This is a genomic window from Caloramator sp. ALD01, from assembly GCF_000472625.1.
Lineage (GTDB): Bacteria > Bacillota > Clostridia > Clostridiales > Caloramatoraceae > Thermobrachium > Thermobrachium proteoclasticum.
On record NZ_AXAA01000040.1, the window covers coordinates 1 to 15,269 of the forward strand.

A 15,269-nucleotide genomic window follows, 5' to 3' on the forward strand; every position below is an offset into this window, starting at 1 on the left:
TGTTGCAAATGCGTTTCAATCCCTTATAGGTAGGCTATAAACCTGTAGAAGTGATAAAGGATACTTTAACCGAAGAAGAATGTTTCAATCCCTTATAGGTAGGCTATAAACAATACTAATTTATGTAATATTTGTGTTAGAAATAAAAGTTTCAATCCCTTATAGGTAGGCTATAAACCCTTTCAACCATTATTATATCTATATTTTTCTGAATTGTCAAATTGTTTCTTTTTCGTAATAAAAAAGTAACTTTGTAGGTTTTTCAAGGGTTTGAGGCTGCTGTCGACCCCCTATGTTTTTTGCAGGATTGGGGGTCGACAGCAAAAAAACTGCGGAGGACTTACTCCACAGTTTTTATATTCCTATAAACTTTTAGATTTCTATTTTTCCCATTATTCTTATGTATAAAACAACAAAAAAACTCCCACTCTTTGAAAATCTTTTTTAAAAATCCATTTCTTCTTATTAACTTTTTATTTAACAACCTCAACAATACTATCTTAAAGCATTTATAAACATCTCTGCTGTACCAAGATTAGTTGCAAGAGGCACATTATGCACATCACATATCCTCAAAAGAGCTGTAACATCTGGTTCGTGGGGCTGTGCAGTTAGTGGATCTCTTAAAAAGATAACCATATCAATATCCCCCTGTGCAACCATTCCACCAATCTGCTGATCACCACCATATGGGCCTGATAAAAATCTATGTACCTTAAGACCTGTTGCCTCTTGAATTAATTTTCCTGTTGTACCTGTTGCATAAAGTTCATCATCTTTAAATACATCTCTATACTTCTTTACAAACTCAACTATATCGTTCTTTTTCTTATCGTGGGCTATAAAAGCTACTCTCATCCTTTATCCCTTCCTTATTTATTATTTTTCATAAGTTATATGTGATATGGCTGACAGTATTGCCTCCTCAAGCACAGTTGTTGCAATCATTCCAAGAGTACTTATATCAACCTCAACCTCACCTGTCGCCATTGTAAAGATTGTATCACCATCAAACATAGTGTGTGCTGGCCTCATAGTTCTTGCAAAGGCATCGTGGGCCATTGAGGAAACCTTTGTTGCCTCTGCCTTTGTCAGTTTTGCATTCGTAACAACTGCGGCTATTGTTGTATTGCCACTAAAAAGATTAGTTTTGTCGCTATACCTTGAGAGCATAACCTTTGTACTATCTATAAAGCCTGTTTTATCTTCATTTAGGGCACCTGCTAAAATCTTTCCCGTCCTTGGATCTATAACATCCCCAAGACAGTTTACTGCAACAACAGCCCCAACTTTTAGGTCTCCAACACTTACAGCATAGCTTCCAAGTCCACCCTCCATTGCAAATTCAGGCCCTAATATTTTCCCAACTGTTGCACCAGTTCCTGCTCCAAATTTCCCATTTTCTATTCTGTTTACTTCAAAGGCATTTACACAGGCCTCATATCCCATCTTCTTATCTGGTCTTACTCTATAATCACCAACCATAAGATCAAATAAAACAGCACTACAAACTATTGGAACCTTTGTTACTCCAACATCAAATCCAATGTCTCTCTCCTCTAAAAACTGCATAACCCCACAGGAGGCATCAAGTCCAAAGGCACTTCCTCCAGACAATACAACAGCGTGAACCTTATCCACAAGATTAACAGGGTTTAAAAGGTCTGTTTCCCTTGTACCAGGGGCCCCACCCCTTACGTCTACACCACAGGTAGCACCATTTTCACAAATTATAACCGTGCAGCCTGTCCTTGCCTCAAAATTTTGAGCATTTCCTATTTTTATCCCCATTATATCTGAAATATTTATCCTTCTCATTTTTACCTCCATAATTTTACTATGTATTTTAACGAAGAGCCATTAGCAATACTCTATTTGCTAATGGCTCATATGTTATTATTATTTTCTTATTTTATCTACTGCCATAACAACAGGGACAACTATTGCTATAGAAACTAAAACCTCAGGCAAACCATTTGTCATTCCTATTCCTATTATTGTAGCTCTTGCTTGTGCTATATTGATGTTTAAGGCCTTTGCAAATCTTTCAAGATATATTAGGTATATCAGCCCTAAAACAAGTATTGTATTTGTAAGTGTCCCAACTGCTGCAGCAACACCATATTTTATGCTCTTTATTTTACCTGGTACTGCCTTATAGGTATAATATGTTGTAATTCCTATAAGCACCCTTGGTAATACTGCAATAATTGGGTTTAGAAATAAAAATGATGTTGGTGTTGGATTTGTTATTGCTTGGAACATACTAAATAATCCAAAGAATAAACCAATAGCTGCACCAACTACCGGGCCTTCAATTATTGCACCTATAATTACTGGAAGATGCATAATTGTAGCCTTTACTGGTGGAATAGGAATAAATCCAAGGCCTGTTACCCCAAGCACAACGATTATTGCAGACAGCATACCTACTGTAACAATCTGTCTGACCTTGGGGCTTGATGTTGACATTGTTTTTGTTTGCATAATACTACCTCCTCGTTCTCACTCCAAAAGGATGCAAGACGAAATCCTTTATGAAGTTTTTTATTTTTTTGTTCGGTCAAATGTACCGACATAATAATTTTAACACTTTAATATAATTACTTCAATATATAAGGTAGATTAAGAAAAAGTAAACAGAGGATGATAACACCCTCTGTTACTTTTTTATATTATTTTTGAGCTGCTATTGCATCCTTTACAGTTTGTACGCACTTATCAAGTGCTGCCTTTGGTTCCATTTGTCCATCCCAAATAGCTGAGAAGGATGTAGCAAGTGGTTCCCATACAAGTTGCATTTGTGGAATTGATGGCATTGGTTCTGCATTCTTTATTTGTGCTATAAATCCTGCAACGATTGGGTCTCCACTAACTTCTGGCTTATCCATTAGTGCCTTAACAGGAGGAATTTGATGAGTCATTTCATATCTCTTCATTAACATCTCATCTGATGTTGCAAATTCAAGGAATAACTTTGCAGCATTTGGATACTTAGTAAAAGCACTAATATATAGTCCTCTTATTCCTGAGAAGCTCTTTGGTTGCTTTCCATTAAATGTTGGAAGTGGAGCAACTCCAAAGTTAACCTTTGCATCTTGGTATCCCTTAACTGCCCAAGGTCCATTTATAATCATAGCAACCTTTCCTGCTGAGAAGGAACCATCCATAAATTGATAGTTAGCATCTGCAGCCTTAAGTGGTAATATTGAATTTAGACTCTTATAGAAGGTAGCACCAGCAACTGCACCATCATTGTTTAGTCCTATGTCATCCTTATCTGTACCAGCCTTACCAAATACATAACCACCATTTGCTGTTAAGAAGCTGTAGGAGAAGTATGCATTACCAACATCCCAAGCAAGTGCATATTTCTTTTCCTTTGGATTGTTAAAGGTCTTTGCAAATTCAATTATTTCTTCATAGGTCTTTGGTGCTTCCTTTATTATATCCTTATTATAGAATAATGCATATGTTTCTATTGCTGTTGGATAACCATAAACTGTACCATTCATACTTACACCATCTATAGCAGCCTGTACATAGTCATTCTTTATTCTGTCTGGCTTGTGGTTTGGTTGAATTAATCCTGCTGCAACCATCTTACCTACGTGGTCGTGTGGTGCTGATATTATATCTGCTCCAACACCTGCAGGGCCATCCTGTTGTAGTTTTCCTGAAGTTTGGGTATGGTCAACTGGTTCATACTTAACCTTTACACCATACTTCTTTTCAAATTCTGCTGCTACATACTTTATGTACTCTCCCTCTGGGCCTTCACTTTCCCAAACTACAAGTGAAGCTCCTTCCTCTGGTTTTAACTCTGCTGTTGTGTTATTATTGTTGTTATTATTGTTGTTGTTTTCAGCAGGTTTCTTTCCACAACCTGCAAGAAGTGAAGCTACTAAAAGTCCCGAAAGAATAAGAGCAAGTGGCTTTTTCATATTTATCCCCCTTCTATGTTTTTAATTTTTAGGCAATCGTTTGAACTTATTGCCTGTCCCTATCTACACTACATATTTATTATTGAAATTAAATTTTTATTACTGCTTTATTTATTAAATAAAAGAAAAAATTAAAACCACTTTGATTTAAATTACAAAATCAAAGTGGTTTTATAAAAAGAAGGGGAATAATATGATTACTTTATAAACCTAATAAACTCTGGGAATCTTTTTGCCCAGTGTATTTCACTGTGGGTTGCTCCTTCATCTATTATAAGTTTTATATTCTGCTTATCCATAAATTCACAAAGCGTTTCATATATCCTTATTGTTCCATTTATATAGTAATCCTTAAAGTTTGGCTCATTATCATTACTTGTTTCCTCTGTTCCAATATCAAGATAAACCTTCATTTCTTCTCTTTGTCCCTCTTCACGTAAAAACTCTAAAAGTTCACCCTCCTTAAACCAAGCAGCTGTAGAAAAGGCTCCTATTTTTGAAAACACATCTTGATATTTAAAACCAATATAAAGAGAGATAAAGCCTCCCATAGAACTTCCTGCAACTATCGTATTTTCTCTATCGCTTAATGTTCTAAAGTTTTCATCTATATATGGCTTTAGGGTTTTAACTATAAACTCTGCATATTCCTTGCCTTCTCCCCCTGCACCATCCTTTATTCCTCTTTCTAAAAGACTCTCTATCTCTTCATTCTTCCAAGGTGAATATTCATCAAGCCTTTTAAATCCCTCTTGATTATTATCTATCCCAACAACTATAAAGCCTTCTATCTCTCCATTTTCCTGCATTCTATCTAATGTTTCCTTAACCTCCCAAGAGTGTCCTGAATATGAAAGTTGATGGTCAAAAAGGTTTTGTCCATCGTGCATATATATTACAGGATATCTCTTGTTTTCATTTTCATAGTAATCTACAGGAAGATATATTCTTATATTCCTTTTTCTATCTAATTCCTTCATATATATTTCCTTTATTATAATTCTATCCATATTCCCACCTACCTTATTTTTAATACCATCTTTCCATAGGGCTCTATATCTAATTTACCTTCTACTTTTACAGTTTTATTATTCAGTATATCCATATACTCTCCCTTTAAACCAATCTCAAAACTCTTTTCCTTATTTGATAGACTAAAAATACATAAAACCTCTTCATCATCTACAAATCTACTAAAGGCATATACATCTTCATCTACATAGCACTTCCTATATTCTCCAACCTTTAATGCCTTTACTTCCTTTCTCACCCTTGTTAAATTTTTATAGAAACTAAATAGTTCTTTATCTATATTTTGAAAATCCATTGTTATTCTGCAGTGGGGGTCATTGGCACCAGATAGCCCTGCTTCATCTCCATAGAAAATCATTGGTATTCCTATTGTAGTAAACATATAGAAGGCTGCAAGCTTAAGTTTTTCTTTGTCATTCTTACATTCATATAAAAATCTTGCTGTATCGTGGCTGTCTATTAGATTTAAAAGATTATATCTTATATCCCTTCTATATCTTGCATATAGGTTTTGCATATATGCATCAAGTTCCTTTAATTTCATATTCCCCCTTGCAAAAACCTCAAGGGCTGCGTGCATAAATGGATAGTTCATAGATGAATCGTACTGGTCTCCCCTTAAGTAGCTCTCTGCACCATCCCAAACTTCACCTATTATAATTGCATCTTCCTTTACAGATTTAACAGCTTCTCTAAATTCTCTCCAGAACTTATGGTCTATCTCGTTTGCAACGTCAAGCCTCCATCCATCTATGTCAAACTCCTCTATCCAATATTTCGCTATGTTTAGAAGATATTTTTTAACCTCATCATTTGTGGTATTTAATTTTGGCATATTTTTAGATTGACCAAACATCTCATAGGTGCCATCTTCATTTATAAAATACCAATCAAAGTACTTTGATTTTTTGCCCTTTTTCATAGCATCCTTGAAGGCAAAAAACTCTGAGCTTGTATGATTAAAAACTGCATCAAGTATTACCCTTATTCCTCTTTTATGACACTTTTCAACTAACTCTTTAAATATGTTTTTATTACCAAAGGATTTATCTATGTCATAGTAATCAATAGTATCATATTTATGGCAGCTTGGTGATTCAAATATAGGGGTTAGGTATATGGCATTTACTCCAAGCTCCTCTATATAATCAAGTCTATCAATTATTCCCCTTAAATTTCCTCCAAACATCCTCTTATTTGTAGGCTCATCAAACCAAGCCTCATCAAGCTCCTCTTTGTTGAATCTATCCACAAATATTTGATAGAAAATTGAGTCCCTCCACCAAGAATGTGCCTTGTATAGATCTCCTCTGCATATATAGGCAAATATGAAGTATCTATTTCTATCCTCTGGAGGTTCCTTGTAAAACCTTTGTTGTGCATAATATATTGTTTCCTTTTCATCCTCAAGTTTAAAATAGTAGCATATTCTATTAAAGCTTGGTGATATTTGTATCTCATAATAATCAAATAGGTCATCTGTAAAGACCTTATTCATTTCCTTTTCAAACATAGTAACCCTTGGGACAGGTTCATATCTGTCTCCATAACATAATATAACCCTCTTTAAATCATCCTTTTTTGTTCTAAGCTTAATGCATAAGGTTTTTTCATCTAATGGATATGAATAGGTACTGTCACTTTGATGGTAGATTGCTTCCTTTAACATCTCATATTCCCTCCAAAATTAAACGTTTAAGTATTTTAAGTTAAAGGCAGTTTTATTCTGCCTCAATTATCGTATACTGTACATATTTATAGTTCTTATCTATATATCTTAAAAGCAAGTCGGATATAAGCTTTGCTTTGTTTTCAATATCAACCTCTATTTTGTTTATTTCCTCGTCTAAAAGATAGTCTTCATTGTTTATACAAATAACAGATATCCTATCCTTCTCTACAAATCTTGATAGTATTACTCCAAGTTCCTCTGAAACTACTATAAATCTTTCATCCCTGTGTTTTTTTACAACTTCCCTTACAGAATCTACAGAAGATATAAAGTAGACCTCTTCATTTTCCCTTTTATCCTCTCTTATTTTATCCATAAGATGCTCACTGTTTAAATGAGGAATTAAAATTACTTTTTTATCTTCTGAACTTACCTTTCTTGCATATCCTAAGTAATCAACATTTATCTTGTGGAATAGTATGTCATCAAGGACTGCATCAATTAAAAGTATTGGAACAGTAAACTTTATTGATATATCATAGAAAATTCTATTATCTACATTAAAAACAAGTACGCCGTCTAAATTCCTCTGCTTTATTATATCTAAATTAGGCTCTTCTACACTTATATTAGAGGATAAAACGTGGTAGCCCTTTGTTGCAAGGTACTCCTCTATTTTTTCAAGAAGCTTATAGTTGTGATTTGTGAAAATTGGCATTTTATTTTGTTTATGCTTCAATATTAAAACTCCCACAAGGCCTGATTTCCTCTTTACAAGTGACCTCGCTGCAAGGTTTGGTACATAGTTTAATCTATTTGCTGCCTGTATAATCTTGTCCTTTGTCTCCTCTGATATGCTCTGTTTCTCATTTCCATTTATAACATAGGAGACAGTTGCAACAGATACACCTACCTCCTTTGCTATATCCTTAAGTGTTGGCCTTTTCATAGTTTACCCCCTCGGTATAACGTTATTTAGAAAATTCCCAATGGCACCTCTGCCATTGGGAATATTATATTACAACTTTCACCCCAAAACAATCGATTTAAATAGTTCCCCTCTTTATCAGCTCTTAACTGCACCTGATGATAATCCTTCAACGATATATTTTTGTAGGAATGCATAAAGTATAGTTATAGGTATTGCAACTAAAATTGCACCTGCTGCAAATAGTGTAAACTTAGTATTTGACTGTCCTGTAACCATTTCCATAAGACCCATAGCAAGTGTCTTCTTTTCTGCACTACTTAAAATTAAGCTTTGGAATATAAAGTCCATCCAAGGGCCTATAAAGCTTGTTAATGCAAGGAATACTATTATTGGAACAGCAAGAGGCATTATAATCCTTGTAAAGGTTGTAAAGTTTGTAGCACCGTCAACTCTTGCAGCCTCATCAAGGCTCTTTGGTATTTGATCAAAGTAACCCTTTATAAGCCAAGTGTTTCCTGGTATTTGTGCACCTGCATAGAATAGCACAAGACCTATATGTGTATTATATAATCCTAAGTTCATAAGTAAAACATATACAGCAGTAAGTGTTAAGAAGCTTGGGAATACTTGTAATACAAGTATTGTAACAAGCAATGGTTTTCTTCCTTTAAATCTAAATCTTGAGAATACATATGCATTAAATGTAGTTAATATTGTTGAAAAAATCATATTTAAGAAGGCTATCTTTAATGTATTCTTATACCATATTGGATAGTCTGTCTTTGTAAATAGCTCCTTGTAATGTATAAATGTTGGATTCTTTGGAAACATAGTTGATGAATATAAACTGTTTCCTGGGTTTAATGAAGAACCTATAATCCAAAGTACTGGGAATAATATAAATATAGTATTTGTTATTAGGAATGTATATACTAAAGCTCTAAGTGCTATTGTCTTTGGAGTTAACTTTTTCTTTTTCTTAACAAGCTTTATTTCGCTTGTTGATGTATTTGTGCTCATCAGATTAAATCCTCCTCTCTAAAGGACTTGGACCTTGTAAATGAAAAGGCAACAATTGGTGCAATAATTAGGAATATCATAATTGTAACAACTGATGCCATATGATATTGTTGTTGATTTAGTGTCATCTTGTAAATCCAAGAAATTAGAAGGTCTGTATGTCCTGCATATCTGTAATTTGGATTTACAGGGCCTCCACCAGTTACTGCATATATTAACATAAAGTTATTGAAGTTATATGCAAAGCTTGATATTAAAAGTGGCATTGTTGAGTATAGTACCATTGGTATTGTTATGTGTCTTAGTTTTTGGAATGCTGTTGCACCATCAATATCTGATGATTCATAAAGATCCTTTGGTATATTTGTTAATATACTTGTCATTAGTGCCATAAAGTATGGTGCACCAAGCCACATATTAATTAAAATAAGTGTAAACTTAGCTAAATGTGGCTCTGTTAGCCAACCTAATCTTTGTAAACCAATATGTTCTATAAAATCGTTTATTGGTCCTTGACCACTAAATATAAGTCTCATTATAAGCATTGAAATAAGTCCTGGAACTGCATATGGAATTATAAATATTGTTCTCCATAGCTTCTTTATCTTAACACCTGATGAATTTACTATAAGAGCCCACATAAGACCAACAAAAAAGCTTGTAACAGTTGCAAGAACTGCCCAAGTAACAGTCCATATAAATACACCTGAAAGTGTTTTATTCCATATCTTAAGTCCAAATATTTCTTTAAAGTTTTGTAGACCAACCCATCTTACTAAGTTTCTTGGTGGTAGATGGTATGGTGCTGAATAATCAGTAAATGCTATAAGTATTGTAAATACAATTGGTAGTAATATTAAGAATACAAGTGATAATAAACCTGGAGTAATAAATATCCAATGGAAATTTCTGTCTATTTTATCCCTAAGGGTTGTTTTCTTCTCCTCTTTAGCTTTATATGCATCTCTAACATTATAAACATATATTCCTATTATAATTAGAATTAATAAAATTGATATTATACCCTGTAACATTAAGAATATTGAGTGGTCAAAAACAGCAACTCCCTGTTCATTAAAGTGAAATTTAGTTACACCTAATGTCCAAATACCCCAAAGTCCGTGTGCGAAGTATGGAATACCAAAAACTATAGTTAAAATTTCAACAAGCAATAAAAAAATACCTTTAATGTATTCACCCTTCATTATCTGTGCAGAACCCATTATTATATATGACAACCAGGCATATTTTTTCTTATCTTCCATCTTTTCACCTCTTTCCAAGATTATTATAGGTATGTGCAGAAGCACATACCTATAAATATTTAATTAATTATATTACTTTTGTGCTGCTATTGCATCCTTTATTGTTTGTACACACTTGTCAAGTGCTGCCTTTGGTTCCATTTGTCCATCCCAAATAGCATTGAATGTAGTAGCAAGTGGTTCCCAAACAAGTTGCATTTGTGGAATTGATGGCATTGGTTCTGCATTTGCAGCTTGAGCCATAAATCCTGAAACGATTGGGTCGTTCTTTATTTCATCCTTTTCAGCTAAAGCCTTAACAGGAGGTATTTGTCTTGTCATTTCAAATCTCTTCATTAGCATTTCATCTGAAGTTGCAAATTCAGCAAATAGCTTTGCAGCCTTTGGATACTTAGTAAATGAGCTTACATATAGTGCTCTTATACCTGAGAAGCTCTTTGGTTGTGCTCCACCGAATGTTGGAAGTGGTGCAACTCCAAAGTTAACCTTTGCATCTTGGTATCCCTTAACTGCCCAAGGTCCGTTTATAATCATAGCAACCTTCTTTGCTGAGAAGGAACCATCCATAAATTGATAGTTTGAGTCAGCAGCCTTAAGTGGTAATATAGTTCTTAAGCTCTTGTAGAATTCTGCACCCTTTAGAGCACCTTCATTGTTAAGACCGATGTCGTCCTTGTCAGTTCCTTGCTTTCCAAATACATAGCCTCCATTTGCAGTTAAGAAGCTGTATGAGAAGTATGCATTACCAACATCCCAAGCAAGTGCATATTTCTTTTCCTTTGGATTGTTGAATGTCTTTGCAAATTCTATTATTTCTTCATAGGTCTTTGGTGCTTCCTTAACAAGATCCTTGTTGTAGAAAAGTGCATATGTTTCAATTGCTGTTGGGTAACCATAAACTTTACCGTCTAAGCTTACACCTCTTAGAGCAGCTTCCATAAAATCATTCTTTACTCTATCTGGATTGTGGTTTTCTTGAATTAATCCTGCTGCAACCATCTTACCTAAATGGTCGTGTGGTGCTGCAAAAACGTCTGCTCCAACTCCTGCAGGTCCGTCTTGTTGAAGTTTTCCTGATGTATCTGTATGGTTAACTGGTTCATATTTAACCTTTACACCATACTTCTTTTCGAATTCTGATGCTACATACTTTATGTATTCTCCTTCTGGGCCTTCACTTTCCCATACAAGTAATGTAGCTCCTTCTTCTGGTTTTAATTCATTAGTTTGTTCTGCTGGCTTATTGTCCTTTGGTTCTTCAGTTTTCTTTGGACCGCAACCAGCCATTAATGAAGCCACTAAAAGTGCTGAAAGCATAATTGACAATGGCTTTTTCACAGAAATTCCCCCTTCTTTAGTTTTTTTAATTAATTAACTTAAATGTTTAAGTTCATTTATATTATAACTCTTTTGCAAACGTTTGTCCATACTTTTTCTGAAAATTTTTAAATATAATTTATTACAAAATTTTTAATTCTATTGTTACAATTATGTCATAAATATTCATATTTCTAATAAATTCTAACACCATTTAAAAAAATAAATTAATTATATTTACCATTTTGTAGTTTATAATAGTTAATATTGTAGTATAATATTTCTTGTTATTTTTTATTGCGAGGTGATTTTATGAAGGGATTTTCTAACTTTGTAAATACAGCACTTAAAATTCTTTTTATACCTATAATAATAGCAAGCCTTGGGTTTGTATATGCCTATGCAAAGTACTTTAAAACATTAAATATATATCTTATTCTATTTTTCACATTATCATTTATATTATTTTTGTACGCTCTAAAAAAAGAATTAAATCCTAAGATAATTTTAGTATTTGTAGTCCTATTTGGATTAGCACTAAGACTATACTATGTAGTTACCCTTGATAACAGACCAGTATCTGACTTTGCAGGAATGTTTATACGAAGTAAAATGTTCTTATTAGGGGATTATTCAATGTTTCATAATAAAAACTACTATGCAAGATATCCCCATATGACTATGACGGTTTTATACTTTGCTTTAATTAGAAGACTTTTTGCAAATTCTCTTCTTGCTATAAAGGTAATTAATGCACTTTTATCTACATTAGATATATTCCTTGTTTACCTTATTTCAAAGGAAGCCTTTAACTCTAAAAAAACTGCCCTTTATGGTTCCTTTATCACCGCCACATACCCCCCACTTATTGCATATTCTGCCGTATACTGTTCTGAAAATATAGCAATGCCTTTTTATCTACTTAGCATATATGTGTTTATTCTTGTTATGAAAAATAAAGCTAACACAAATACGTTAATTTTAAGTGGACTTATACTTGGAATCGGTCATATTTTTAGAATGGTTGCAGATGTTGTTGTGGTAGCTTATATTATGTTTATACTTATTTACTTTAAGAAAAACTTTTTTACAAAATCAAAATCTATACTCCTAATCCTTTTAGCCTTTTTAATTCCTATGATTACTGCAAATACAATACTAAAAAGAATGGGGATACTCCAGTACAACCTATGGAGGGGATGTGAAACTAAATGGACAAGTGTTTTGAGGGGTTCAAACCTTGAAACCTACGGAAGATGGAATATGGAGGATGCAAAGTTTATAGCCTCCTTTGATGACGATAAAGAATTAGAAAAGGCAATAAAGGAAAAGGTAAAGGAGAGATATACAAAGACTCCTCTACCAAAGCTCATATACTTCTTCTTAATAAAATACTCCACCCAGTGGGCATCTGGAGATTTTGGAGGTTTTTTCTGGGCACAGGCCGACACTAAATCCTTACAAATAGATATACTGCATAATGGAATGTTGTATGTAAATCTATATTATTTTATAATACTTCTATTAACCTACATAGGTTTATTTAATAAAAGGCAATATATAGATAATCCAATTATAAACTTATTTTATATAACATTCTGTGGATATGGACTTTTATACTTAATAACAGAATCACAAAACAGATATTCTTTTATAGTTTGTTGGTTATTTATTATTTTGTCATTAACTGTATTTAGAAGGGATGAAGCGTATGAATAAATATATAGAACTTATGCGTCCAAAGCAGTGGATAAAAAACTTCTTTGTATTTGGAGCTATTATCTTCTCTAAAAAATTTTTAGAATTAGACAGCATAGCAAAGGTTGTATTGGCCTTCTTCTGCTTCTGTCTTATTTCATCCTCTGTGTATATTATGAACGACATAAAGGATTTAGAGCAGGATAAGATACATCCTAAAAAGAAGAATAGACCTATTGCAAGCGGAAGGGTTTCAATTAAAAGTGCAATAATAGAGATGATTGTATTAATTATAGTATCTTTATCTACCGCCTTCTATTTGAATAAGTATCTACTTATTATATTGATGATATATTTTATAAATAATATAATCTATACCTTTAAGGTAAAGCACCTGGTTCTCCTTGATGTTATATCCATTGCAATAGGGTTTATATTAAGGGTTATTGCAGGTGGAGTTGTTATTAATGTTGAGCTTTCTGTTTGGATACTTCTTTGTACTCTATTTATTTCTCTATTCTTAGGGTTTGAAAAGAGGAAAAATGAACTAAAATGCTTAGAGGATGATGCAACAAAGCACAGAAGAATACTTGATGACTATTCAATTAAATTTTTAGATGATATTTCAAACATTGTGTGCGGATGTACAATAATTTTTTACTCCCTTTATACCTTCTTTGCCTACAACCACAAATATATGATGATAACAAATATATTTGTTATCTATGGGCTTTTTAGATATAAGTATTTAACAGAAATAAAGGATTTAGGGGGAAGCCCTACAGAGGCTGTTCTTACAGATACAGGAATTATAGTTGATGTTATACTTTGGGGAATTTGCAGTGCGGCTATTCTTTTATTTACATAATAAGAGGGAGGTTTTGTTTTGATTAAAAAGGTTGCAATATTTGATGTGGATAAAACAATTATAAATGGCGACTCTATGTTTATGCTTCTTTTTTATACTCTAAAAAAAAGGCCTAAATCTATAATAGGACTTCCAAGGTTATTTTTGATGCTATTACTCTATTTATTAAAAATAATTGATACTAAAAGGGCAAAGGAAGAGATGTTCTATGTAATAAATTACTTAGATGAAGGGGATCTTGAGGATTTTTTTAAGGAAAAGATATTAAATCATACCTTTTTTGATGCAAAGGAGGAAATTATAAAAAGAAAAAAAGAAGGATATACAGTTATATTAATCTCTGCCTCACCTGAATGTTATATAAGGTATTTTAAAAAATACTTCGATGTTGATTATGTCCTTGGAACGATTTTAAGGAAAAATAGAGAAGGATATACAAATATAATAGATGGGGAAAACTGCAAGGGTGAGGAGAAGGTTTTAAGACTAAAAAAACTATTAGCGGAAGAAGATATTGAAATTGATAAAGAAAATAGCCTCTGCTACTCCGACTCACTTTCAGATATGCCCCTTTTTAATCTTGTGGAAAATAGATTTTTGATAAACAATAATAGAAGGCTTGAAGGATTTAAAAATTTGAGGTGGAAATGATGAAAAAGACTTTTAACAAAGGAATACTACTTATGATTGTATCTGCCTTTTTAACTGCAAACGGACAGCTTTTTTGGAAATTTTCGCAGACTAACAACAAACTTATAAATATTGCAATTGGATTTTTACTATATGGTTTTGGTGCTCTTTTTATGATTTTTGCCTTTAAAAATGGGGAACTTTCTGTTCTTTATCCTCTTATGTGTATTTCATATGTTTTTGCTCTAATTAATGGATATATTTTTTTAGGAGAAACAATCTCAATATATAACTTAATAGGCATCTTAATTATTATTTTAGGCGTTACTCTACTTGGAAAGGAAAATAAGGTATGAGTTTAAAGACATTTTTTATATTAATCTCTATGACACTATGTGGTTCTCTGGGAGGATATTTTTTAAAAAGGGCATCTTCTAATTTAAATTCTCTAAAGACTTTAATTTTGAATAAATACATATACATAGGAGGACTTTTCTACTGCCTTGGGGCAATACTTAACATAGCTCTTTTAAGATATATCCCATATAGCCTTGTGCTTCCTCTAAATTCGATAACCTATATCTGGACACTTCTTCTTGCATATTTTCTTTTAGGAGAAAGAATAGGAAAGTATAAGCTATTTGGGATATTGTGTATTGTAGTTGGGGTTTTCTTTCTAACAATCTAAGGCTACAGAATAACTTCTATAGCCTTAGATTGTTAGAAAAGTTATGTTTGATTAGCCCCATTAAGGATTTCTTGGGCATCGGTTCATTTCGCCAAGCAATTCTAAGCTTTTCTTTGTTTGAAAAAGTCCTACCCTCGCGATGCCATCGTCCTGATGGCCGCTCGGCTCGGCACGTCCTGTGCCGAATTACGGACTTTTTCAAAG

General features: G+C 33.1%; 15 protein-coding genes and 1 CRISPR repeat array. Of the genes, 5 read left to right on the forward strand and 10 right to left on the reverse strand.

Translation table 11 applies throughout. The features are described from left to right. Positions 1-12 precede the first annotated feature (12 nt). Positions 13-179: direct repeats of the CRISPR family, unit length 30 nt; unit sequence GTTTCAATCCCTTATAGGTAGGCTATAAAC. Positions 180-495: 316 nt separating this feature from the next. From mgsA to A3M9_RS0111000, 10 genes are all read right to left on the reverse strand, one after another. After that, positions 496-858, reverse strand: coding sequence for a methylglyoxal synthase (mgsA, locus tag A3M9_RS0110955; protein WP_027309257.1), 363 nt, complete (start codon positions 856-858; stop codon positions 496-498). Between the two features lie 21 nt (positions 859-879). Next, entirely contained in the window at positions 880-1,818 is a 939-nt protein-coding gene (locus A3M9_RS0110960; RefSeq protein WP_027309258.1) for a P1 family peptidase, read from the reverse strand. Positions 1,819-1,899: 81 nt separating this feature from the next. Then, positions 1,900-2,487, reverse strand: a complete 588-nt coding sequence (locus A3M9_RS0110965; RefSeq protein ID WP_027309259.1) for an ECF transporter S component — start codon at positions 2,485-2,487, stop codon at positions 1,900-1,902. A gap of 188 nt (positions 2,488-2,675) precedes the next feature. Next, positions 2,676-3,944: a maltose ABC transporter substrate-binding protein gene (locus A3M9_RS0110970; protein WP_027309260.1), complete on the reverse strand. Its 1,269-nt coding sequence runs from the start codon at positions 3,942-3,944 to the stop codon at positions 2,676-2,678. A 197-nt stretch (positions 3,945-4,141) separates the two neighbouring features. Beyond that, on the reverse strand, positions 4,142-4,954 hold the full coding sequence (locus tag A3M9_RS0110975) for an alpha/beta hydrolase (protein WP_027309261.1): 813 nt from the start codon (positions 4,952-4,954) through the stop codon (positions 4,142-4,144). An 8-nt stretch (positions 4,955-4,962) separates the two neighbouring features. Continuing rightward, a complete protein-coding gene (locus tag A3M9_RS0110980; RefSeq protein WP_027309262.1) occupies positions 4,963-6,645 on the reverse strand; it encodes an alpha amylase N-terminal ig-like domain-containing protein in 1,683 nt (560 codons plus the stop codon). A gap of 52 nt (positions 6,646-6,697) precedes the next feature. Beyond that, positions 6,698-7,597 carry a LacI family DNA-binding transcriptional regulator gene (locus A3M9_RS14285; protein WP_051350717.1) on the reverse strand — a complete coding sequence of 300 codons (900 nt, stop codon included), beginning with the start codon at positions 7,595-7,597 and terminating at the stop codon, positions 6,698-6,700. 117 nt (positions 7,598-7,714) lie between these two features. Beyond that, the gene (locus A3M9_RS0110990; protein ID WP_035166476.1) at positions 7,715-8,599 is read right to left on the reverse strand and encodes a sugar ABC transporter permease; all 885 of its coding nucleotides are present in this window, start codon (positions 8,597-8,599) and stop codon (positions 7,715-7,717) included. Further along, on the reverse strand, positions 8,599-9,864 hold the full coding sequence (locus tag A3M9_RS0110995) for a carbohydrate ABC transporter permease (protein ID WP_027309264.1): 1,266 nt from the start codon (positions 9,862-9,864) through the stop codon (positions 8,599-8,601). Before A3M9_RS0110995 ends, A3M9_RS0110990 begins: the two co-directional genes overlap by 1 nt. A gap of 72 nt (positions 9,865-9,936) precedes the next feature. Next, complete coding sequence (locus A3M9_RS0111000; RefSeq protein WP_027309265.1) at positions 9,937-11,202, reverse strand: maltose ABC transporter substrate-binding protein; 1,266 nt, start codon at positions 11,200-11,202, stop codon at positions 9,937-9,939. A gap of 291 nt (positions 11,203-11,493) precedes the next feature. On the opposite strand from A3M9_RS0111000, the gene A3M9_RS13800 reads away from it, so the two are divergent. The 5 genes from A3M9_RS13800 to A3M9_RS0111025 are packed head-to-tail and all read left to right on the forward strand — an operon-like array spanning position 11,494 to position 15,065. After that, positions 11,494-12,900, forward strand: coding sequence for a glycosyltransferase family 39 protein (locus A3M9_RS13800; RefSeq protein ID WP_084424768.1), 1,407 nt, complete (start codon positions 11,494-11,496; stop codon positions 12,898-12,900). Continuing rightward, positions 12,893-13,747 (forward strand): decaprenyl-phosphate phosphoribosyltransferase, encoded by an 855-nt coding sequence (locus A3M9_RS0111010; protein WP_035166478.1) that lies wholly within the window; start codon positions 12,893-12,895, stop codon positions 13,745-13,747. The genes A3M9_RS13800 and A3M9_RS0111010 overlap by 8 nt, the downstream gene beginning before the upstream one ends. An 18-nt stretch (positions 13,748-13,765) precedes the next feature. Next, positions 13,766-14,398: an HAD-IB family hydrolase gene (locus tag A3M9_RS0111015; RefSeq protein WP_027309267.1), complete on the forward strand. Its 633-nt coding sequence runs from the start codon at positions 13,766-13,768 to the stop codon at positions 14,396-14,398. Further along, on the forward strand, positions 14,398-14,733 hold the full coding sequence (locus A3M9_RS0111020; RefSeq protein WP_027309268.1) for an EamA family transporter: 336 nt from the start codon (positions 14,398-14,400) through the stop codon (positions 14,731-14,733). Before A3M9_RS0111015 ends, A3M9_RS0111020 begins: the two co-directional genes overlap by 1 nt. Further along, on the forward strand, positions 14,730-15,065 hold the full coding sequence (locus tag A3M9_RS0111025) for an EamA family transporter (RefSeq protein ID WP_027309269.1): 336 nt from the start codon (positions 14,730-14,732) through the stop codon (positions 15,063-15,065). The genes A3M9_RS0111020 and A3M9_RS0111025 overlap by 4 nt, the downstream gene beginning before the upstream one ends. The last annotated feature ends 204 nt before the right edge of the window (positions 15,066-15,269 follow it).